Here is a 22536-nt window from a genome sequence, read left to right as displayed (position 1 = left end):
TAAACCTAATCAATTAGCGACTAATAAACAGTTTTTGCGAGGTTTTGAATTTGCTGCCGGTCACACTCAGGAAGTATAGCCCTTCCTGTCCGGGGGCCCGATATTCCAGGATTTGATTCAGTGCATTTTCTACCACTTCTTCAAAAACAATCCTTCCGCTGATATCAAGCAATCGGATGGTTACCGACTCTTTTTGAGGCAGATTTAGCCCCACGTAAAACCGATAGACGGCCGGGTTGGGGTAAGCTCGTACCAGGTCTTCATACGCCTGAGGTTCATTTCCCCTCACGCTTATATCGTCAATATATAGATCGTTTCCACCCCCCGGGGTAAAGACAAAGGCGATCCGAATTTCATCATCAAAGACGAAGGAGTGGGGGAGATTGAGCCGGTACTCTTTCCAGTCTGACGCTAGCGATGGAACCCACCTTTCCGTGGAGGTGGTTACTGCCAAAGAATCGGAATCGGCATCCAGGAGCGGTTGGGAAATATTGTATGATTCTCCGCAATCGGTTGATAGCAGCACTTGTAATCGGTCGTCAAACCCTGATCTTGATGCATAGGATGCCCGGAAATATAATCCTGCACTATCCAGTCCTCCAGTAGATAATTTCGGGCTAACAAACCAGTGCCGCTTCCCGAGCTCATTTGCTGAAAAGCCTTTTGCCCTGAGCAAACCATTTGATTCCAACGAATTTCTTACCCAAAGCGTATCCAGGCCTTCCACGGCAATACTCCAATTATCATTGCTTTCAAAATCTACAATCAGTGGGTACTCATCCTTTACCTCATCACGTTTCAGAGTTGCATCAATGGAGTTTTCGATAATGGACTCATCGGCTACACCATTGACCAGTGTTATTTCAGCTCCTATTTCATTTTCACCCTCCAGAAGGTTATTGGCCGGGATTTCAAATGTGGCGTATTCCTTGGAGGAAATTCCTAACCCATCAAAAAGCGTAGTTGTGGTATCTCCATTAACGTGATATTTCACTTCGAATGAGGTGATGATCTCCGATCCTACATTTCTGATTCGCAGCTTTAGCTCAGAGTTTTGAGCACAGGTAATCAGTGGTCCGGTGAGGCTTGCTGGCGCAATATCATTTTCGAGCAAGTTTGTTTCCACCACCTCAATTTCATCGATGAAGATATTATTTCCCCCACCATTGATCCCGACAAAGGCAAACTGGACTCCATCAATGTTTCTATAATCTGTGATACTTATCAGGGTATCCATCCACTCCAGTTGATTGGCTGGGGTAAAATATGAATCGACTTCCGTGGCAGTGGCCAGATTGGGACCAAAACTGGAGAATATGATATCTGGAAATGTTTCCCCACAATCGAGGCTGGCTTTGATCATCAGGCCATCATAAAATGCATCAGGCGGATTGGCATGCGCATAACTGAAGCGGATTTCGCCTGAGGGAAGCCCCGTAAGATCAAAAACAGGTGTTTTGAAAATGGTTGCTTCGCCGAACCATTCGGTGTTGTTATGAGATTTAAAAATGAATGCATTGTTGGTGGGCAATTCCTTTGGAGCATTCACAACCTCCCATGGAAAATCGGCACCAAAATCACCCAATGTCTCAATCGAACCCTCGAAATTTTCAAAAAATGGTAAGTTTCCTGAGCTTGTGGCGGTTAAAGTTTTTGTTATGGAATTATTGGACAAGTCGCCATCCGTTCCTCCATTCACATTGCTAAGTTGAAAGGTGATATCTACAGGCGCATCGTTGATCAGTTGTGCAGAAAATGTCACCGTATCTGAAGCTAATGGAGCCAAAGTGGTCACAATGCTTTGGGGTGCCCCAATCGGGCTCCCATCGATCAGTAGCTGAACATCATACGTGGTGACTTCAGTAGTTCCGTAGTTTACAATTCTTACGGTCGGGCTCACACTCGTTTCGCATTCCACTGTTTGGGGCTCCAAAATGTTTGTAGCAGCCAGGTCATCCGCAAATCGGGTAGGCTCGGTTAAGCCTGGCGAAGTAGTCAGTGAAAGACGATTGGGAGAGTTTTCAAGGATTGTTCGCATCCTCGTCTTTTGGCCTTCAGTAAAAAGGTTCATGCAGATATCATCGGTATAGTCCATGTAGTTTTGGAACATTTCGGGTTCACCTGGAGTACAGATAATGTCATCGTCGGGATTTGGAAAGGTACATGGCGAAGTATAATTTCCATTATCTGAGTTTGCCAGAGGAGTGTCATCCACAAAATCATCTACGGAACAATTACCATCTCCCCAGATGTGCCTTAGTCCTAGATAGTGCCCTACTTCATGTGTAAGTGTTCGTCCATAACTTTCAAAATTCTGTGCAGAAGGATTAACCCCAAAATATTCGTAATCGATGAGTACCCCATCAAAAATATAGTCATCCGTCTCATTGATGATACCTTCAAAATCGTACAATGGAAATGAAGCATACCCGATAAAAACTTCCAAATCTGTCACGACAATGTTGAGGTAGTGTTCGGGAGGCCAGTAGCTTTCTGACCTTAACAATGGACGGTGCGAATTGGCCCGATAGCTATTGCGAGACCCCTGAAGTCTTACAATCCCATTGGTAGGATTGCCGGCTGGATCTTGTTTGGCTAGTACAAACTCGACCTCTACATCGGCAGCTACCGGTAGAAAGGCAGCCGGGGTATTTACGGCATCTGCATTTTGTCGTCTAAAGTCGGCAGTAAGCGTGTCAATTTGTGCTTTGATTCGTTCCTCGGAGAGGTTTACCCCTGTGCCCACCGGCTCACCTTTATGGAAAATGTGTACTACAACAGGAATTTGGTAAAGCGTGGCTAAGGGTTGGTGTGTTTGCTGTCGTCTCTGGGCAATTTTAGTGCTCAGCCAATTTTCAAAAGCTCCTGTATCCGGTGCTTTGGTGCCGCACTTTTCCTGTGCCTGAATGTTTTGGCAGATCAGCAGAAAAAGAAGTGCCCACCCAATTCGCATGGGCGTGTTAGTTGATGAATGGAAGTTTTGCGTTGGGATCGTCCGGTGAGGTGACGTTAATGGCGTGCACGCTTTTGATTTCTGGTACTTCACGTTTAATAGCTTCCTCTACGCCAGCTTTTAGGGTCATGGTAGACATGGGGCATGAGCCACAATTGCCCATCAGTTCAAGCACCACATTCATATCCTCATCCACTTCCAACACCTTCACATCACCACCATCAGCTTCCAGATAAGGCCTGATGGTATTTAGTGCTTTTTCTACTCTTTCTACTAATTCTGACATATGCTAAACGGTCACTTCTACTTTTTTAGTCTCTGCAATGGATGCATTTCTGATCGCCACCTGTCTGGCTACATTTTCAGCCAATTTTTTGAACGAGTCTCCAATATCCCCATCCTTCATTGCGACAGGATATCCACTATCCCCGCTTTCTCGAATCGACTGTACAATTGGTATCTGCCCAAGGAGTTCTATTTCATTCTTTTCAGCCAGCTTCATTCCTCCACCTTCACCAAAGATAAAGTATTTATTATCAGGAAGTTCTTCCGGTGTAAACCAGGCCATATTTTCTACCAGCCCCAGAATTGGCACATTGATTTGTGGCTGCTTGAACATGGAGATACCCTTCTGTGCATCTGCCAAAGCCACTTTTTGCGGGGTGGTCACCACCACTGCTCCCGTAACCGGCACAGCCTGAACTAGAGTTAAATGGATGTCACTAGTGCCAGGAGGCAGGTCGATCAGCAGGTAATCCAAATCTCCCCACTTTGCATCAGAAATAAATTGCCTCAAAGCAGAGCTGGCCATGGGGCCTCTCCAGACCACAGCATCTTCACTATTGGTAAGAAAGCCAATGGAGATCAGCTTCACACCGTACTGCTGGATGGGCACAATCTTATTTTTGCCATCTTCCTGCACGATTCCCGGCTGTTCAAACTCACAGTTGAACATGGTAGGGATAGATGGCCCGTAAATATCAGCGTCAATCAGTCCGACATCTGCGCCTGTTCTGGCCAGCGCCACAGCCAGGTTTGCTGCTACGGTAGATTTACCCACACCACCTTTTCCGGAGGATATCGCTATGATGTTTTTTACGCCAGGAAGCACAGGCCCTTCATCACGCTTTGTGGTGACATTGGAGGTCATGTTGATGATGAGTTTCACCTCATCCCCCAGATGTTTGCGTATCTTTTCTTCGCAATCTTTTTTGATTACTTCTTTCAGCGGACAGGCCGGTGTGGTAAGCACCACATCAAAGGCTGCCTTATTACCGTCAATATGAATATTTTGGATCATGCCCAATGAAACCAGATCCTTTTTTAGGTCCGGATCTATTACTTCACTGAGTGCTTTTAGTAGGTTTTCCTTCGTCAATTCCATTCCACGCGCAAGTTAAGATTTATCCTGCAATTAGCTCTCCCTGAGGTAGCCCCAGGCGTGCAGCTTGTCACTATCTTCAAACCAACGATTTCCTATATCAGTTCGGTAGTACATGTTTGGAATCATAATATTTTTGATGCGGGTATAAAGCTGCTGCTGGGCTTGCTTCATCGTAAGCCCAAGCCCGGTGATGATCAAAGCCACACCACTGCCTCCGGTGATCAGCCATTCATTGTTCACCATTTTTACATCTTCAATATGTACGCCTTCAAGAGTTGGCTTTTTGAAGATAATGGCTGCATTTTTTGAGAAGGCCTCAAAGGTCTTAGGGTCTTTGTATGGAAAGGGTGGCACCACAATGCGGGCTCCAATCTGGAATCCACTTTTCACTTTAAGGATTGGCTTTTCGCCTTTTGCTAGCTTGTGAAAGAAATCCCCGATTCCGTTGAGCATTCCATCGGCTTGAATGGAAATAGTAGGGTATCCAAATCTGGAAGTAAACTCCAAAGGATAGATGCCATTCCCATTGACAATGCAGTTCACATCTATGTAGCCAACATAGCCTTCTGTCTTTAGTGTCGGCTCCATTTTCTTCAAAGTGGAATTGAAAATCTTATTTGGGCCACTCCAAAACATGCTGGTCCCCATTTCACCGGTAGCTACACCCAGCTCTCCGGGAAATAATTTTTTATGCTCGAAATTGATGTTGATGGGATAGATGAATTCATTTCCATTGAAAAATGCACCAACCCCCACCTCAACGCCCGTATCTACTTTCTTTTGGAGCTGGTAAATTTTCACTTCATCACTCCACGCATTTTTATAGGCACTGAGTATTCGCAGCACATCACTACCATCTTCTTCCATCCCCACAAACAATAGTCGTTTGATGTTTTGTGCTTCACCGCTTGGCTTCAGTACATACTTACCGGGATTGGCCTTGATGTGCTCAATGCCTGCATCAAAGGAGTGAAACTCATGATAGTTGAGGATGTTTACCTTATGCTTCTTCAGTTCACTCTGACCAAACGATCGATCATCTTCAAGTTTGTCCGTGTAGGGTGTTCCGCCAACCACATATTTCCCCTGCTCCCGCAGTTTCTTTGCTTTTTCACCTTGGCCAAGCACATCATCAAACACAATTAAATCGGCCCAATCCACTTCGGCTTCCCAGTCATCCACCTTTTCAATAAAGCCGTTCCCAATCTCCTGCTCGCTTTCTTCTTCTATAAAATACTTTACGGAGTGTCCTTCCTTCACACATTGCCAGGCTATATCACTGATTAAGCCTGAGATAGAGACGAATAGAATATTGACTGGATTGGAAGTTTGTTTAGTCATCTTTTCTTTTTGGTTAAAAGTATAATGAATAAGCATCCATTTTGTATCTTTTTATTAAGGTAATTTTGTGTAAAACAACAAAGGTATGGACTATACGAGTAGAATTACCACCGATCCTGATGTTATGCTTGGAAAACCAATAATCGTTGGCACTCGCATCACAGTGGAATTAATTCTTCGGAAACTATCTGAAGGACTTACCATAGATGAGGTGCATGCAGCGTATGATCATATCACAAAGGAAGATATTTATGCCGCATTGACTTATGCCTCCGATCTCATTGCGAATGAAGAGGTAATAATAGCCGGTAATAGGTGATCCTGGCCGATGAAAATATAGATTCAAGGCTTGTCTCCTTCTTAAGGGAAAACGGGATCAAAGTGGCCCATGTCAAGGAAGTAAGACCTGGCATATCAGATAAAGAGGTGATTGAGATTTCGAAAAACACATCTCAGATAATATTGACTGAGGATAAGGATTTCGGAGAGTGGGTCTATGCGCACAAGGAAAAGAGCATAAGTGTAATTCTCCTTCGCTATTCTTCTCAGGCAAAACTGATTAGTAAAGTCCTGGTTGATTTGATTAAGTCTAAGAATGAAGATTTAATTGGAAAATTCAGCATAGTTACAGCTAATAAGATTCGAATACGCTCCATCAAATGATCCATCCTTCCACCATCGAAGAAATAAAGAACCGTATCGATATCGTCGAGGTGGTAGGGGACTATGTTACCCTTAAGCGATCGGGCTCAAGTTATAAAGCATTGAGCCCATTTACCAATGAAAAAACGCCTTCCTTCTATGTAGTTCCGTCAAAGGGGATTTTCAAGGACTTTAGCTCGGGAAAGGGCGGTGACGCTATTACTTTCATCATGGAAGTGGATGGACTGAGCTATGTGGAGGCACTCAAATACCTGGCCGGGAAGTACGGGATTGAGATAAAAGAGGAGCAGCAATCGGATGAGGAGATGCTCGCTCAAAACAAGCGGGAGAGCCTGTACATTGTGCTGAATTTTGCCAATGAGTACTTCCAGCGAGTGCTGCATGAAACGGATGAGGGCAAATCCATCGGGGTTTCCTATTTCAAGGAGCGGGGATTTACAGAGGAGACCATCAAGAAATTTGAGCTTGGATATTCGAAAGAATTATGGGATGGCCTGATGGATGAGGCCGTGAAGAAAGGATACAAAAAGGAGCTACTGGAAGAGGCAGGCTTGATCATAGATAAGGATGGAAAAAGTTATGATCGCTTCCGTAGCAGGGTCATGTTTCCGATCCACAATGTGTCTGGAAAAACCATCGCCTTCGGTGGACGAAAACTTTCCAGCACTGATAAATCAGCTAAGTATATCAACAGTCCGGAGACTGAGCTCTATCACAAGAGTAAGGTGCTCTACGGGATGTACCAGGGCAAAAATGATATCCGAAAAGAGGACAACTGCTACCTGGTAGAAGGCTACACTGATGTGATTTCCATGCACCAGGCCGGGATAGCTAATGTGGTGTCCTCATCGGGCACGGCCCTTACTGAAGATCAGGTAAAGCTGATTCGACGATACACCGAAAATGTAACCGTCATTTTTGATGGGGATCAGGCAGGAATCAAAGCTTCCATGCGAGGTATTGATATGCTGCTGGAGGGAGACCTGAACGTGAAGGCCGTGGCTCTTCCTGAAGGAGAAGACCCAGATAGTTACGCACGGCAGTTGGGGGCTTCCGGATTTAGGGACTATGTGGCAGAAGAGGCGCAGGATATCATCCGGTTCAAAACCAAAGTTCTCCTGGATGGAACCGGAAATGATCCGGTAAAGAAAGCCGGTGTGATCAAGGACATTGTTTCGAGTATCACTAAAATCAATGATCCGGTAAAGCGGACAGTTTATATCAAGGAGTGCAGCGATTTGTTGGGAATAGCCGAGACGGTGCTGGTTGCAGAGCAGAATAAGATTCTAATACAGAATCGAAAATCCAAGTGGACGGAAGAGCCTCAGGTAGTGGAGGAGATACCGCCCTTTCCGATGCAGCAGGAGGAACTTATCGATAAGCTGGATATCAGCAAGATCATTGAGTTTCAGGAGCGGGAAAGCGTGCGAATTTTGGTGAACTATGGCAAGAATAAGATTCAGACCAGGGAGCTCAATGATCAAGGGTTAATTGATTATTTCCTGAACGAAGCGGATGAAATTCAGTTTACCAATGAAACGTACCGAAAAATTGTTCAGGTTTTTCAGGAGAAGTTAAAGGATGGTGAAGTGATAGATGGAGAATATCTGCTTCAGCATGAAGATGAGGATGTGAGAAAAACCGTGATTGATTTAAGTGCTGAAAAGTATGAGCTTAGCGAAAACTGGAGCGAAAAATATAAGATTCATGTCCCTCGAGAAAGGGATTTTTTAAGGGATGTGACATACACCAATGTGCTGAGGTTGAAATTTAGAATTGTGCAGCAATTGGTACAAGAGGAAACAGAAAAGCTGAAACATGCCACAAGTGATGCTGAGGTAGATGAACTTTTAGACGATATTAATGAGTTAAAAAAAGTGTCAAAGGATCTTGGTGAAAGATTAGGAATTGTAATAGTCGGATAACGAATGCTAGATAAAATAGAAGAAGCCATTGAGGCGATTAAAAACGGGGAAGTGATCATCGTGGTGGACGATGAGGACAGGGAAAATGAGGGGGACTTCATTTGTGCTGCGGAGAAAGTCACGCCTGACATCATCAACTTCATGTCCAAAGAGGGCAGGGGACTGATATGCGCCTCCTTGCTGGAGGATCGATGTAAGGAACTGGATCTGGATTTGATGGTGGGCAAAAATACCGCTCAATACGAGACGCCCTTTACCGTTTCCGTGGATTTGATCGGGCATGGAACCACTACCGGCATTTCTACCTCTGATCGTGCGAAAACGATTCAGGCGTTGGTGAATTCGGAAACCAAACCGGAAGATTTGGGTCGGCCCGGACATATTTTTCCATTGAAAGCCAAGCAGGGGGGTGTACTCAGGAGAGCAGGTCATACAGAGGCTGCTGTTGACTTTTCAAGATTGGCTGGGCTAACTCCAGGTGGAGTTCTTGTTGAGATATTAAAGGATGATGGCACCATGGCACGTCTTCCAGACTGCCGCAAGATTGCGGATAAGTTTGGTCTAAAGCTGGTTTCCATTGCTGACCTGATCAAATACCGAATGGAGAAGGAGTCTATGATTGAAGAAGAGATAGAGGTGCAGATGCCCACAGCCTGGGGGGATTTCCAACTGAAGGCTTTTAAACAAAAAAATACCGGAGAGGAGCACCTCGCCCTGATCAAAGGCACCTGGAAAGAGGGTGAACCCGTGATGGTGCGTGTGCATAGCTCATGCGTCACTGGAGATATTTTTGGTTCATGCCGGTGTGATTGTGGTGGACAGCTACATGGTGCCATGCAGATGGTAGAGAAAGAAGGAAAAGGTGTGGTCCTCTACATGAATCAGGAGGGCAGAGGTATTGGCCTAATGAACAAGTTGAAGGCTTACAAACTACAAGAAGAAGGAAAGGATACCGTAGAGGCCAACCTGGAGCTGGGCTTTAAATCGGACCAGCGGGACTATGGTGTTGGAGCCCAGATTTTGCGCAAGCTCGGCATCACTAAATTGAAGTTAATTACCAATAACCCTAAAAAGCGGGTAGGGCTGATGGGCTATGGTCTGGAAATTGTAGAAAATATTCCGATCGAAATCGCCCCCAATGCTCACAACCAGAAGTATTTGGAAACCAAAAGAGATAAATTGGGGCACGAAATATTGAAATGAGATACTCACTCACTATCATGCTAGTTTGCCTGGGGCTTGGCCTCCACGCGCAGCAGTTTTCATCCGAAGTTTTTCACGAAGGTTTTTTGGTGACTACTGACAAAGACACCATTAAGGGTAGCCTGAAGTATGATTTGGATGCCAATACCCTGATCGTATTCAACAAAGGAAAGACCATTACTTTTTCGAGTCACAAGGTTTTCTATTTTGAAATTTTTGACTCTATCCTGGACAATTACAGACAGTTTTATTCCATTCCCTACACTGTCAATATCAATTACAAGATTCCGGTTTTCTTCGAGTTGGTCTACGAGGATAAGCTTTCATTGCTGGCACGAGAGCACATTGTCAGCCAGACAGTTAACAGTTCATCAGCCTATTGGGGAGGTGGAAATACTACCCGGTTGATCATAAAGTATTCGTTTTATTTTTTGGATAGCGAGGGAAAAATCACCTACTTCTCAGGGAAGAAAAAGGAGCTATTGGAATTTATGAGAAAGAAGCAATCAGATGTGAAAAAATTCATGAAAGACAACAAGCTTGACCCGGATGAGATGGCTGACCTTGTTCGTATTACTGCATTTTTTAATTCAATCTAACCATGGCAAAACCCCTAATACTTGTAAGCAACGATGACGGCATCACTTCGCTTGGTATCCGAAAGCTGGTACATGTGGTGAAGGAATTGGGGGAAGTGGTGGTGGTGGCGCCAGACAGCCCACAGTCCGGGATGGGACATGCCATTACGGTGGGTGATACACTCAGGCTGAAAAGAAGCGATCTGTTTGAGGGAATAGAGGCGTATGAATGCACAGGCACTCCGGCAGATTGTGTGAAGCTGGCCAAGCACTATGTACTTAAGGGCAGAAAAATCGACCTGATCGTTTCCGGGGTAAATCATGGTAGCAATAGCTCCATCAGTGTGCTTTATTCAGGCACTATGAGTGCAGCGATTGAGGGGGCAATTGAAGGACTTCCGGCCATTGGTTTTTCGTTGTGTGATTACGATCCTTCTGCAGATATGGATCACATCGATCAGTATCTGAAAAAGGTGACGCAGGAGGCACTCAAGAATGGAATCCCTAAAGGTATAGCCCTAAATGTGAATTTCCCTGTCAAACAAAAAGAGCCCATCCGGGGCATCAAAGTGTGTCGGCAGGCCAATGCCAACTGGGAGGAGCAGTTTGACGAGCGAAAAGATCCCTATGGAAGAACTTACTTTTGGATGGTAGGCAACTTTGTAAATCACGATAAGGGGGAGGATAATGACGAGTGGGCATTAGCCAACAACTATGTATCAATCGTTCCTTGCCAGTTTGATATGACAGGGCACCATGCTATCGCCCAGATCAATGAGGGGTGGGATATCTGATCACTTCCTTTTTACCTCGTACACATCCTTACGGCGATCTTTCAGGTTTCTCACGCTTCCCACCTCGTGGAGTTCAGTGAGCAGGTCAATATCCACATCGGCAATCAGGATCATCTCTGTATTGGGAGTGGCCTCAGCTTTTATTCCATTGGTTGGGAAGGCAAAATCACACGGGGTAAACACCATGGACTGGGCAAACTGAATGTCCATGTTGTGTACGTTGGGAAGGTTCCCCACACTTCCTGCAATCGCCACATAGCACTCATTCTCAATAGCCCGGGCTTGTGCACAATGGCGTACCCTGGAATAGCCGTTTTGAGTATCGGTAAGAAAAGGAACAAACAGGATATCCATGTCTTCCTGTGCAAGGAGCCTGCTTAGCTCAGGAAACTCCACATCATAGCAAATGAGCACCCCAATCTTCCCACAGTCCGTATCGTAGGTTTGTATTTTGGAGCCACCTTCCATCCCCCAGATTTTAGACTCATCGGGGGTCACGTGTATTTTCTCGAACCGGTCGATGGAACCATCCCGCTGACAGATGTACCCCACATTAAAAAGGCGATCATTTTTGATCTCCGGCATGCTTCCCGTGATGATATTGATGTTGTAAGATACAGCCAGCTTTGCGAATCGGCTCACGATTTCCTCGGTATGAACCGCCAGCTCCCTGATGGCATCTGGTTCTGACAGGTGGTTGTTTTCTGCCATGAGAGGGGCATTGAAAAACTCGGGAAAGAGAGCAAAATCCGACCGATAGCCAGACACTGCATCTATGAAGTATTCGGCCTGTTGCATTACATCATCCAGATCTTTGTATGGCCGCATCTGCCACTGGATGAGCCCGAGTCTTACTACTTTCTTAGTAGTGGTCGCTTCCTCCGTTTCTTCCTCATAGTAGATATTGTCCCACTCCAGCAGCACCGCATAGTCTTTGGATTCCACATCGCCCGCCAGGTACCCTTTCAGGATTTTTGAAGGGTGAAAATCATTGGAAATCTGGAAGTTCAGCACCGGATCATCAATCTCTTTCTTCTTTACTTTATCGATGTACTGGCGAGGGGTGAGATTCTTCGCATACTTATAGTAGTTTGGAATTCTTCCCCCAAAAGCCACCCCTTCCAGGTTCATCCGTTCGCACAATTCCTTTCGGTAATCATACAGCCTCCTGCCTAGTCTAAGCCCTCTAAATTCCGGTGTGACGAATAGGTCTATGCCGTACAACAGATTGCCATCCGGCTTGTGGGTAGTGAATTTATAGTTTCCGGTTATCTGCTTATAGGTATGTCGCTTTTGTGCCATTTTCGCATCCACGATGATTGATAGTGCGCATCCGGCAATCTTGTCATTGACCTTGACAACCACCTGACCCTCAGGAAAAAGATTGATCAGTCGCTCGAGCTCATGATATTCCCAGTAGGCATCTTCCAGCTTGGCATAGGAAACCATCATGGCTTTTTTCAGCTCATCGTAATCTTCAAGGTTGAGGTAGGTGAGTTCAATATTGTCTATGTCAATGTCTTGCATAGTGCAAAGGTAGGGTGGGAAAGAGTAAAGAATAAGGTGTATTGCCTATTTTGAGATGGCGCTTAAAAATTCTTTAACCGCGTATTTGTATGATTGGCTCACCGGAAACTCTTGCTTATCAATGCGAATTTTTTCAAGAGAAATAGAGGAAATGTGATGAGTATTGATCAGATATGATTGGTGTATTCGTAAAAATCCTTTAGGAGATAAATCTTTTTCTAGATCCTTCATATTCATTAGACTCATCACTTTTCTATCTGCAGTAGTGAACTGAACATAGTCCTTTTGGCCCTGGATGAACTTTATGTCTTTCAAATTCAGACGTACTGTATTTCGGCCTTCTTTAATAAATAAGAACTCTTCATGAAAGCCCAGGGGCTGAGTTTTTATAAAATGCGACTCTGCTTTGTTTACAGCTTTTAAAAAACGAGCCAAATCAAATGGTTTCAGCAGGTAGTCTATGGCGTCTAGTTCAAAACCGTCTAGTGCGTACTCAGCAAATGCGGTGGTGAAAATAACTTGCGGTGGATTTTGTAGCGTGCCTAACATACCAAGCCCTGTAATGTCCGGCATTTTGATATCAAGAAAGATCAGGTCAACTTCATGTTTATTTATGAATGATGCAGCATCCATTGCATTGGAAAAGTCACCTATTACCTCTAAAGAATCCACTTTTGCACAGTACTCTAACAATAATTTCCGTGCATACGGCTCATCGTCTACTATGATGGATTTTATTTTCATTACAGTTTTAAAGATAAGTCAGCGATAAATTCTTTGTCTGTCTTTTCTATTTGTAATGAGTGCGCTCCCGGATAGCTAAGCGAAAGTCGGTGTTTTAGGTTTCTTAAACCAAAGCCGGATTCCGCTTCCTCAGCCAACTGATTGCTCTTCAAACTGTTAACTACTTGAAAATGAAGGGATTTTTTATCACACTTCAATGAGATTTCGATTTTGCTATCAGGTTGCCGGTCGCTCACTCCATGCTTAAAAGCATTTTCTACCAATGGGATGAGCAGGAGTGGAGCAATCTGAGTTTCAGGGTCAATATTGTCAATGTTGAATTTCAATGAAAAGGCATTGTTTAGTCGGATAGACTCAAGATCGAGGTAATCACGGATATAGTTTATTTCCCGCCCTAAAGCGACGTACGTCTTGTTTGACTCATAGATCATATATCGCATGATGTTGGACAGTTTAATGATCACTTCGGATGCCTGCTCACTTTTTACTTGTGTGAGGTAGTTAAGGTTGTGTAGGGTGTTGAATAAAAAATGAGGATTGATCTGAGCTTTCAGGTAATTGAGTTCGGCATTCAGTTTCTCATTTTCCAGAGCCTTTTTTTGACCCTCCAGAACGAATCGATCTACGGTGAACCTAAGCATCGCAATAAAAAGGATGAAGGAACCAGTGCCGAAAAGCATACTCAGGATTCGGCCGGTAGTCCAGGTATTGTAATAGTTTGTCTGGAATATTTCTCCGAGAAAAATTGATTCTGTATACCCTCTCGTCCAGATGATGATAGCCAGCATTCCCAACAGAATAAGAAAATAATGAGGCCACTTGCTTTGAAGCAATACTGGTAGCAGGAAAAAATAATGAATGTACGCAGCTACGATATTAAATGTATTGGGCACAACCACCAGCGTGGCAGCTCGACTGTAACCGATATTGGTGCTGTAGTCCGCAAACTTAAAGGCAAAGAATACAAGCCAAAAGGCGATATGCAGGAATACAATGTTTCGTTTCACCGTCCCAATTTCTTTAATTCTTCCCAAAGAAGCCCACAGCATCGACATTTCGTGGTTTTTGATCGACAATCGTGAGGTGTAGTTTTTTTAAGAATAAATAGCGGATTTGGAGGTCAAAGGATCGATTTTGGAAAAATAAGTTTAGTAGATCACCCAAATTGGCGCCATGAAAACATTTACAACAACGTTATGCATACTTTCCTACTCATGGATATTAGCACAAGAGATTGATACCATTCGAATGGGTCAAACATTTGAAAACTATGATGACCTAGAAATGGGGACTATGAAGGAAGTGATCTACACAGAAGTGAATGGAGCTACAAGGTTTGGAGCAATGAAAATCAAATCTGTAAAAGAGGTGGAAATTGATGGGAAGAAATACCTTGAGTTCAAACATACCTGGATGTCGGGAAATACTGATTTCAATGGGGACTTCTATTACCTATGTGAACCACAAACCCTGAAGCCTGTATTGCATATCAGAAACACCAAGCAAAAAGGAAAAGAAGGGTTTCGATTTACTGATACAGCCATTATTCCCCTTGACACGGTTCAGGACAATGTGGTGAAGGATTTAGACATTCAACTGGAAGTGCCAACTTATGCATGGGAGATTGACCTGGAAACGTACTCGTTGCTTCCCATGAAAAAAGGCTATCAGGCTGTGATGAATTTTTACCACCCGGGTGGTCCAGCGCCAGCATACTACACACTCAAGGTAGAAGGAGATGAAAAGCTGGTATTGCCAAGCGGAGAAACGATGGATTGCTGGGTGCTATTTACAGATTATGGAGGTACGCAACCGTCAAGGTTTTGGTATACGAAGAGGGGTCAGAATTTTGTGAAAATGGAAGGTAACTATGGGCAAGTGAAGATCAGGAAAAAGCGATTGTATTGAGGAGTACGCTCAGGTAAATTGCGAGAGGCTTCATATCTAAACAAAAAATTATTCCTGTCAGGAATTAATCATAGAGGACTTTGGGTTTACTCTTCTCAACGTCCGATCTCACTTCCCCATCCCGCATCACTCCTCCATCAGCTTCCGCTTCAGTGAAAGCAAACGCTCCTTTCTGGGGATGTGCATCTTTTTGCGCTCCCATTGTACAAGGAAAAAGGCAAGGGTGTAAAGTCCCACGATTAGTAGCCAGCGTTCCAATGAAGCTCCGGAGTAAATCATTTTACCAAGCGAGTAGAAACCCACAGGAAGGAGGTACCAATACACCATAGTGGTAGCTATCTGCAAAATAGAATGGGTATTGGCAATGGCATGATCCAGCTCTCCAAGCATGGATCGGTCATATTTGTTTGCCTCTTTTTTCCTTCTATATCGGAATGCAACCAGGAAAACCACGGTGAGCATCACAATGAACGCTCCGGCATAGTCCCAAAATCCTTCTTTATCCACTATTGCATCCACTAAAAGGATAATAGAAACAAGCGAATTGATAATGATCAGGCCGATTTCAACCTTATTGATACGCCTGCTGGCAGCATTCTTTTTCCGTGTAATACTTTGGTGCAAAGCACTTTCATTTATTGCGTACATAGTTTCTCCTTTTTGTTCGTTCCAGATTTTTTGCATTTCCTCAAACTCCATAGTCATACTGTTTTGAGTTTTCTATCAATTGTTTTTTGATTCGATGAATTTTCACTCCGATGTTGCTCTCTGAGATACCCATCATCAGAGACATCTCTTTGTAACTGTATCCATCGAGGAGGAGGAGCGTGAGCGAGCGATCAATCTCGTTGAACTTTTTGATTTCAGAGTATAGCCAGGCCACCCGTTCATCTTTCGGTTCATCACGAATTTCCAACACTTGTGTCATCGTGCCGATTTCCTGGTGTCCATCCGCATGCTTCTTTTCCTTTGTGCTCCACTTGATTGCTGTATTTAAAGCAATCCGGTAGAGCCAGGTTGAAACCGCAGACTCAGCTTTGAAATTGGGAATGGACCGGTAGACCTGCAGGCATACATCCTGAAACAGATCGTTCTGATCGTCGGTGTTGAACGCATATGCTCTGATTACTTTGAACAAGAGAGTACGGTAACCGTCAAGCCAATCGTTGAAAATCTGTCGCTGTTCGCTTTCCTTCATTTTCGAATCGTTACCCCACTAGTCCGGGACAGAGGAGATTTCTTACAAGCAGGTTAAAATAATGTCAGCCTGAGCCTGTAGAAGATCCGACATTAGTGGCGGATGTTACTTTAATTGCTCCTCAATACTTCTGGTAACCTGGGATTCAACCTCGCCTGTATGAGCTGTGGATTTGTTCTCAATGAGCATAATCTGGCATTCTTCTTCAGAGGATACTCGGTGATTGACGCCTTTTTTTACTACGTAAAAATCTCCTTGCTTCATGGTAAATGGTTCTTTCCCTTCTTCCTCGAAAAGCAGCTCCCCATGCAGAATGAAAAAGGCTTCATCCTCATTCGTATGATTGTGCCATGGGATATCTTCCCCTTTGATCTTGGCCACTTTTACATACACATCATTCACTTCTCCGATGACCTTCGGTGAAAAGTATTCATGGACTCTGGATAGATGATCTTGGATATTCATTGGTCAAAGATATTTACTTACCGTGGAATAGACCCTTCTCCGCCAACTGGCGGATCAGGATGACATTTCTATGTTGGCTAGGCATAAATATAGATGTCAGGCTGACGAAGGAAGCATCTCAATCTCCTACTTTTGTACCATGCCGATTCACGATCTTGTCGTATCCCCTGAAGTAGGGTTTGACTCTCAAAACCTCGAAACTTATCTTAAGCAGTCAGGACATCTAGGAAAAGGACAGTTTGTGGATATCCTGAGAAGGTCTGTAGATGCCCGTCAGAAAACCATTAAAGTAAATCTTAGGGTTGAAATCAGAGATACTCCACCGGAGGTTGAGTATGTAGAGTATTTCAAACGTGAACACGATGTGAGAAATGCTAATCCGGTGGTAATTGTGGGAGCTGGTCCTGCGGGACTGTTTGCTGCTATCAAAGCGATTGAAGGAGGCTTGAAACCAATTGTATTGGAGCGAGGCAAGGATGTACAGTCGCGCAGGAGAGACCTGGCCGCCATCAATAAAGACCATTTGGTAAATCCGGAAAGCAATTATTGTTTCGGGGAGGGAGGAGCAGGGACTTATTCCGATGGCAAGCTCTACACCCGATCAAAGAAGCGGGGAAGTATCCGGCGGATATTCGAGATTTTGGTGGCCCATGGTGCTACCTCAGAAATATTGTTTGAAGCCCATCCACACATTGGCACAAACAAACTTCCTAAGCTGGTAACGGCTTTACGCGAAACCATCGAGCAGGCGGGTGGTGAAGTCCACTTCAACACCAAAGTGACAGACTTCATCATTGAAGATGGGGAGATGAAAGGGGTGATTACTGAGCAGGGCGAAGTTAAAGGCGTTGCAGTAGTTCTTGCCACAGGTCACTCTGCAAGAGACATATTCAGGCTTTGTAAGAATCGTCATGTCAAAATAGAGGCGAAACCCTTTGCACTCGGCGTGCGGATAGAGCATCCACAGCAACTCATCGATCAGATTCAGTATAAGTGCGCAGATCGGGGTGAATACCTGCCGGCATCAGCGTATTCGCTGGTTTCCCAATCAACTTTGAAAGGAAAGGAAAGAGGTGTATTCTCTTTCTGTATGTGCCCGGGAGGTTTCATTGTGCCTGCTGCTACTTCTCCGGGAGAGTTAGTGGTCAATGGAATGAGCCCGTCACGCAGAGACAGCAAATATGCGAACTCAGGAATCATAGTAGCGGTGGAATTGGAAGATATTCCTGAATTCACTAAACACGAAGAATTAGCGGCCATGGAGTTTCAGGCTGCAGTAGAAAAGCAAGCATGGAAGTTGGGAGGGGAGACTCAGGTAGCCCCGGCCCAGCGCATGATCGATTTTGTGGATGGAAAAGTCTCTGCAAGTTTATTGGATACTTCTTATCAGCCCGGCCTTCAATCTGTGGATATGATGGAGGTTTTACCTCATTTCATAGGGAAGCGCCTGAGGCAGGGATTTCAATATTTTGGACAAAAAATGAAGGGCTACCTGACCAATGAAGCTCAAATCGTTGGGGTGGAAAGCCGGACTTCTTCTCCGGTAAGAATTCCGCGGGAAAAGGAAACCTGTGAACATGTGGAAGTGAAACGATTATTTCCCTGCGCAGAAGGAGCCGGATATGCCGGTGGGATCGTATCAGCTGCCATGGATGGTGAGCGGTGCATGGAATCAATTATCAGGATATACAGATAAGACTTTCGAAGTTGCAAGAAAAGGGTATTTTTGAAGGCTAATTTCACCCTAATGAAATCTAAATCCATATTATTCCTCATATTCGGTCTGTCTTTACTAATCAGTTGTAAATCATCAGATCAAAGTACTTCCCAGGCCAGTACGGAACCAACCAGTCTAATCATACTGCTACAAGAGGGCATCACTCCGGGATCCATAGACCTTTTCAGTTCAATTAAAAAAGAGGATATGAAGAGGATAAGCAGGTCTCAGAATCTGTGGATGGTAAAACTATCAGATCAAAAAATGGCGACCGATTTGAAAAACCAGCTGGAGCAGGATGAGCGTGTCATTGAGATTTCCATGGGAGATAAGCAGGAAACCGAAACAACTAAGAACACTAAATCAGGGAAATCAAGCCCAATTAAGGATAACTAAGTATGAAGCAGAAATTATTACTCCTCATTTTTGGAATAGCGGTACTTACCGCATTCAGCCAAAAAACCGAGAAACTGGAAAACGTCAAGGTGAGTTCCTCCAAAGCCATTATGGTAGGGAAGACCAAACCGATCAGGGAGTTGATCAGAGTCTCCTCCACAGACAGGAACAAAAAATCTGAAACCAAGAAAAGAGTGACCGCCGCTCCTCCAAACTTCATAGGAAGGGGTGCCAGCAAGGCAATCATTCCTGCCCTGGAGCACCAGGGCGTGGATCCACTTTGGCAAAAGGAAATCCCGAAAACCAGACTTGCTCCCATAGCACCAAGTGTAAACATTGACGGGCTTGCCAGTTCCTTTGGTTCACCCAATGACCCCACAGGAGATGTAGGGCTTGACTACTATGTGCAGGCAATCAACGCTACAGACATAGCTGTTTTTGATAAGTCCGATGGAACTTTGATCGATGAATTTGCTGCAAATACCCTGTGGACTTCCATCGGGGAAAGCTCAGCCGGAGATCCGATCGTATTGTTCGATCACGATGCAGAGCGGTGGATCATCACCGAGTTTACCAGCCCTAATGGATCAGCAAACTTATTATTTGCAATCTCTGATGACAGTGATCCGTTTGGGGAGTACAGCGTGTATGCCTTTTCACCCCCTAATTTCCCCGACTACCCAAAATGGGCCATCTGGAATGATACGTACATGGTGACCACCAACGAGCAAGGCCCGGGCAGCCTGCACCAGTACTTCTTTGATCGGGCTGCATTTTTAGCAGGAGATTCGGAAGTTGATATGCAGCGGGTAGAAATCACAGGAAATTCAAACACAGAAGCAGGGTTTTATGTGACCACCCCTGTAAGCTGGATAGGCAACACAGCACCTGCCGACAACAAGCCCATTGCCGTAAAAATCAATGATTCTTCCTGGGGACAGGTGGATGAGGATGCCATTGAGGTATTTACTTTTGATATTGACTTTGAGAATTCAGCAAATACATCCGTTGTTACCACCACCATAGAAACGGCCCCTTTTGATAGCTATCCATGTGATGCCGAGACCGGAGGATTTGCCTGCCTGGCTCAGGGTGGTTCATCGTCAGGAATTGATGCTATCCCAGAGGTAGTGATGAACTTACCTCACTATCGAAATTTTGGAACCCATGAATCCATTGTGTTAAGTTTTATCACGGACGTAACTGATGGCGAGAATCTTTCCGGAATCCGATGGGTAGAGCTTAGACGAACCGACGGTGATTGGGAACTATACCAGGAAGGCACCTTTGCTCCGGAAGATGGGTTGCATCGGTTTATGCCTTCCATTTCCATGGACTTAGACGGAAATATTGGTTTGGCATACAATACCACCAGTTCAGAAGAATTTGCTGGCATCAAGTACACAGGCCGATATGCGGAGGATGAGCTTGGAACAATGACTGTGACGGAGTATAACGTCATAGATGGTACGGGCTCAGTAAGTGGGGATCGTTTCGGTGATTATGCCCAGATGGGTATTGATCCGGTGGATGGACGTACTTTTTGGTATACCTCTGAGTACGGTGCTTCAGGTGGATCGAAAACCAGGGTTGTTGCGTTCAAGCTGGAAAGTTCCAGTGATGATTTGGCCTTAATGTCTATAGATGAACCAAGCACCGGATCGGGGCTATCTGCTGCAGAGTCAGTCACTGTTTCTGTGAAAAACATCGGTGAGAATGCAGCAACCGGATTCAATCTTGTTCTTTCATTGGATGGTGAGGTGGAGGAGACATTCCTTTACGAGGAAAGCCTGGCGTCTGAAGCTATGTTGGAGCACACTTTTTCAACTACAATGGATTTGTCAGAATTAGGTGACTATGAGATCGCTGTAGCAATTGACTACTCGGCGGATGTTAATGCAGGCAATGACAGCCGGTCTAAGTTGGTAAGAAACCTTGCGGAAAATGATGTATCGGTTCAGGCATCAGCATCGGAATCCGCCTGTGTGGATGATGTAGATGTGGAGATAACCATCACCAATGAAGGCGGGGCTACATTAACCTCCGCGGATATAGTTATTAATTTGAACGGATCGGAAGCAGAAACAATCAACTGGATCGGGTCGCTCGAAACCGGGGAGTCTGCAAGTGAAATAGCTAGCCTTTCTGGTCTATTGTTTGGAGATAATAACATAGTGGTAGAGGTACAAAATCCTAATGGAACCAGTGATCAACTTCCTGACGATAATGAAGAGTCCATAATGATAAACACAAATTCAGCTTCGTTTACTTTTATACTCAATGCTGATAATTTCCCAGTGGAAACAACATGGGAGCTGTTTGATGATGAAGGTGAATTATTGGTTAGTGGTGGTTCATATTCCGGCTCAGTTCAAGAGGAAATTTGTGTAAGGGCAGACGAATGTTATGAGTTTGTAATTTATGATTCATATGGAGATGGAATTTGCTGTGGAGAGGGTAATGGATCTTATTCACTAATCAATTCAGTTGGAGATGTAATATTTTCAGGTGATGGAGAGTTTGGGAGTTCGGAAAGCACAGAGTTTTGCCTTGACTTCTTATGTAATCTATCGGTTGAAGTCTCCACAGTGGATGCCGGAAGTCAAGGACTTGGATCAATAAGCTTGGAAGCTTCTGGTGGATTTGGTTATCAGTTCAGTATAGACGGAGGAGATACTTTTGGGTCAATTTCATTATTCGATGACCTTGAAGCAGGTAATTATGATGTTGTTGTAACGGCGAATGAAGGTGAATGTATTTTTGAAGAAACTGTTGAAATCAACTTTATTCTTGGCTTGGAATCGGATCAACTGGAGGGCCTGAAAGTCTATCCTAATCCTACAGATGGAGTATTTAGGATTTCGTATGCCAATTCCAATATGAATGGATTCCTGAGGGTAGATGTTGTGGATATCAACGGCAGGATTTTACAAAACCACCGGTTTAGCAAGTACGATGAAGCCTTCGAAGGAACGATTTCATTATATGCTTATCCCAATGGAGTTTACTTTTTGCGGTTCCGTGATGAGGAGAAATTGAGAATCGTAAAAATCATCAAGCAATAAAAAAGGGGAGCCAACTGGCTCCCCTTTTTTTGCCCTTTTTTTGTGATAAATTTCTTACATCTCCGCAGGGCTTGCATTGAAACTGCCTTCAGTTACTTCTACAGTAGTCTCGTCGTTACCCTGAGCTGAGAAGGTAAAAGTTCCTTCATAGCTATCCCCATTCTCGCTGACCTCCACACTTCCTGAAAGGGCGGTAAAACTCAAATTCTCAAAGTCTGTAGGATTTGAAACATCAACAGTAGTTTGAGAAAATGTTGCTGTATTCCCTGTTGTAATTCCAAACTCATAAGTACCTGGCCCATCATAGGCCCCAATGGCAATATTAATCTGGTTGGTAGTAGGAGACCCTCCGTCATTGCCAACAATGGAAAGTACAGGTGAATTTAACTGTGCAGTTACTAAATTTTGTCCCCCAAGTGAACCGGATGCGCTGAAGTTAGTGCTTACGGTACCGCTGATTTTGGCAGACATAGTTCCTGACCCACTTGGTCCGGCATCATCATCCCCGTCTCCACCACAGGAGAAAATCAAAAATGATGAAATTAATAAGGCGAATAAATTGAATTTTTTCATGACTATGTTTTTGGAGCTAAGTTCACGGTCATCCAAGACGGATTCAATACCAGCCACATCTGATTTCGTATCCGTGTAAGTGGGTATTTTTTTCACATTTTG

The 22536-nt window shown here is 44.4% G+C and carries 21 protein-coding genes; 10 read left to right on the top strand and 11 right to left on the bottom strand.

The features are described from left to right. Positions 1 to 13: 13 nt before the first annotated feature. Genes RLN88_RS08105 through RLN88_RS08090 form a run of 4 tightly spaced genes read right to left on the bottom strand, consistent with a single transcriptional unit; the run spans position 14 to position 5678 of the window. Positions 14 to 2953: a M43 family zinc metalloprotease gene (locus tag RLN88_RS08105; RefSeq protein ID WP_350220890.1), complete on the bottom strand. Its 2940-nt coding sequence runs from the start codon at positions 2951 to 2953 to the stop codon at positions 14 to 16. Between the two features lie 7 nt (positions 2954 to 2960). After that, positions 2961 to 3239: a NifU family protein gene (locus RLN88_RS08100; protein WP_350220889.1), complete on the bottom strand. Its 279-nt coding sequence runs from the start codon at positions 3237 to 3239 to the stop codon at positions 2961 to 2963. Positions 3240 to 3242: 3 nt separating this feature from the next. After that, positions 3243 to 4337 carry an Mrp/NBP35 family ATP-binding protein gene (locus RLN88_RS08095; RefSeq protein WP_350220888.1) on the bottom strand — a complete coding sequence of 365 codons (1095 nt, stop codon included), beginning with the start codon at positions 4335 to 4337 and terminating at the stop codon, positions 3243 to 3245. A gap of 30 nt (positions 4338 to 4367) precedes the next feature. Beyond that, on the bottom strand, positions 4368 to 5678 hold the full coding sequence (locus tag RLN88_RS08090) for a hypothetical protein (protein WP_350220887.1): 1311 nt from the start codon (positions 5676 to 5678) through the stop codon (positions 4368 to 4370). Positions 5679 to 5763: 85 nt separating this feature from the next. On the opposite strand from RLN88_RS08090, the gene RLN88_RS08085 reads away from it, so the two are divergent. The 6 genes from RLN88_RS08085 to surE are packed head-to-tail and all read left to right on the top strand — an operon-like array spanning position 5764 to position 10841. Next, positions 5764 to 5997, top strand: coding sequence for a DUF433 domain-containing protein (locus RLN88_RS08085; protein WP_350220886.1), 234 nt, complete (start codon positions 5764 to 5766; stop codon positions 5995 to 5997). Continuing rightward, positions 5994 to 6341, top strand: a complete 348-nt coding sequence (locus tag RLN88_RS08080) for a DUF5615 family PIN-like protein (protein ID WP_350220885.1) — start codon at positions 5994 to 5996, stop codon at positions 6339 to 6341. The genes RLN88_RS08085 and RLN88_RS08080 overlap by 4 nt, the downstream gene beginning before the upstream one ends. Further along, the gene (gene dnaG / locus RLN88_RS08075) at positions 6338 to 8266 is read left to right on the top strand and encodes a DNA primase (protein ID WP_350220884.1); all 1929 of its coding nucleotides are present in this window, start codon (positions 6338 to 6340) and stop codon (positions 8264 to 8266) included. Before RLN88_RS08080 ends, dnaG begins: the two co-directional genes overlap by 4 nt. A 3-nt stretch (positions 8267 to 8269) precedes the next feature. After that, positions 8270 to 9469 (top strand): bifunctional 3,4-dihydroxy-2-butanone-4-phosphate synthase/GTP cyclohydrolase II, encoded by a 1200-nt coding sequence (locus RLN88_RS08070; protein ID WP_350220883.1) that lies wholly within the window; start codon positions 8270 to 8272, stop codon positions 9467 to 9469. Beyond that, positions 9466 to 10068, top strand: coding sequence for a hypothetical protein (locus RLN88_RS08065; protein WP_350220882.1), 603 nt, complete (start codon positions 9466 to 9468; stop codon positions 10066 to 10068). Before RLN88_RS08070 ends, RLN88_RS08065 begins: the two co-directional genes overlap by 4 nt. A gap of 2 nt (positions 10069 to 10070) precedes the next feature. After that, positions 10071 to 10841 (top strand): 5'/3'-nucleotidase SurE, encoded by a 771-nt coding sequence (gene surE / locus RLN88_RS08060; RefSeq protein WP_350220881.1) that lies wholly within the window; start codon positions 10071 to 10073, stop codon positions 10839 to 10841. On the opposite strand, the gene RLN88_RS08055 is transcribed toward surE, so the two are convergent. Genes RLN88_RS08055 through RLN88_RS08045 form a run of 3 tightly spaced genes read right to left on the bottom strand, consistent with a single transcriptional unit; the run spans position 10842 to position 14167 of the window. Next, the gene (locus RLN88_RS08055) at positions 10842 to 12368 is read right to left on the bottom strand and encodes a carbon-nitrogen hydrolase family protein (protein ID WP_350220880.1); all 1527 of its coding nucleotides are present in this window, start codon (positions 12366 to 12368) and stop codon (positions 10842 to 10844) included. A 45-nt stretch (positions 12369 to 12413) separates the two neighbouring features. Beyond that, a complete protein-coding gene (locus RLN88_RS08050; RefSeq protein ID WP_350220879.1) occupies positions 12414 to 13112 on the bottom strand; it encodes a LytR/AlgR family response regulator transcription factor in 699 nt (232 codons plus the stop codon). After that, on the bottom strand, positions 13112 to 14167 hold the full coding sequence (locus RLN88_RS08045) for a sensor histidine kinase (protein WP_350220878.1): 1056 nt from the start codon (positions 14165 to 14167) through the stop codon (positions 13112 to 13114). The genes RLN88_RS08050 and RLN88_RS08045 overlap by 1 nt, the downstream gene beginning before the upstream one ends. Positions 14168 to 14285: 118 nt before the next feature. Between RLN88_RS08045 and RLN88_RS08040 the strand changes: the two genes are divergently transcribed. Then, entirely contained in the window at positions 14286 to 15020 is a 735-nt protein-coding gene (locus tag RLN88_RS08040; protein ID WP_350220877.1) for a DUF3108 domain-containing protein, read from the top strand. A gap of 126 nt (positions 15021 to 15146) precedes the next feature. On the opposite strand, the gene RLN88_RS08035 is transcribed toward RLN88_RS08040, so the two are convergent. The 3 genes from RLN88_RS08035 to RLN88_RS08025 all read right to left on the bottom strand — a co-directional run bounded on the left by RLN88_RS08035 (position 15147) and on the right by RLN88_RS08025 (position 16683). Next, on the bottom strand, positions 15147 to 15719 hold the full coding sequence (locus RLN88_RS08035; RefSeq protein ID WP_350220876.1) for a hypothetical protein: 573 nt from the start codon (positions 15717 to 15719) through the stop codon (positions 15147 to 15149). After that, positions 15709 to 16218 (bottom strand): RNA polymerase sigma factor, encoded by a 510-nt coding sequence (locus RLN88_RS08030; RefSeq protein ID WP_350220875.1) that lies wholly within the window; start codon positions 16216 to 16218, stop codon positions 15709 to 15711. Before RLN88_RS08030 ends, RLN88_RS08035 begins: the two co-directional genes overlap by 11 nt. Before the next feature lie 105 nt (positions 16219 to 16323). Next, positions 16324 to 16683, bottom strand: coding sequence for a cupin domain-containing protein (locus RLN88_RS08025; RefSeq protein ID WP_350220874.1), 360 nt, complete (start codon positions 16681 to 16683; stop codon positions 16324 to 16326). Positions 16684 to 16822: 139 nt separating this feature from the next. Here RLN88_RS08025 and RLN88_RS08020 point away from each other — a divergent pair, with 139 nt between their 5' ends. From RLN88_RS08020 to RLN88_RS08010, 3 genes are read left to right on the top strand one after another with little or no spacing between them, the layout of a single operon-like run. Further along, on the top strand, positions 16823 to 18379 hold the full coding sequence (locus RLN88_RS08020; protein ID WP_350220873.1) for an NAD(P)/FAD-dependent oxidoreductase: 1557 nt from the start codon (positions 16823 to 16825) through the stop codon (positions 18377 to 18379). 51 nt (positions 18380 to 18430) lie between these two features. After that, a complete protein-coding gene (locus RLN88_RS08015; protein ID WP_350220872.1) occupies positions 18431 to 18796 on the top strand; it encodes a hypothetical protein in 366 nt (121 codons plus the stop codon). 2 nt (positions 18797 to 18798) lie between these two features. Beyond that, positions 18799 to 21861: a T9SS type A sorting domain-containing protein gene (locus RLN88_RS08010; protein WP_350220871.1), complete on the top strand. Its 3063-nt coding sequence runs from the start codon at positions 18799 to 18801 to the stop codon at positions 21859 to 21861. Positions 21862 to 21915: 54 nt separating this feature from the next. Here the strand turns inward: RLN88_RS08010 and RLN88_RS08005 are convergent, their stop codons facing one another. Further along, complete coding sequence (locus RLN88_RS08005) at positions 21916 to 22530, bottom strand: DUF6252 domain-containing protein (RefSeq protein ID WP_350220870.1); 615 nt, start codon at positions 22528 to 22530, stop codon at positions 21916 to 21918. Between the last annotated feature and the right edge of the window lie 6 nt (positions 22531 to 22536).

Origin of the sequence: Ekhidna sp., from assembly GCF_040223195.1 — a bacterium.
Lineage (GTDB): Bacteria > Bacteroidota > Bacteroidia > Cytophagales > Cyclobacteriaceae > Ekhidna.
The sequence above is the reverse complement of the archived record's forward strand: the minus strand, read 5'-3'. Positions and strand labels throughout refer to the sequence as shown.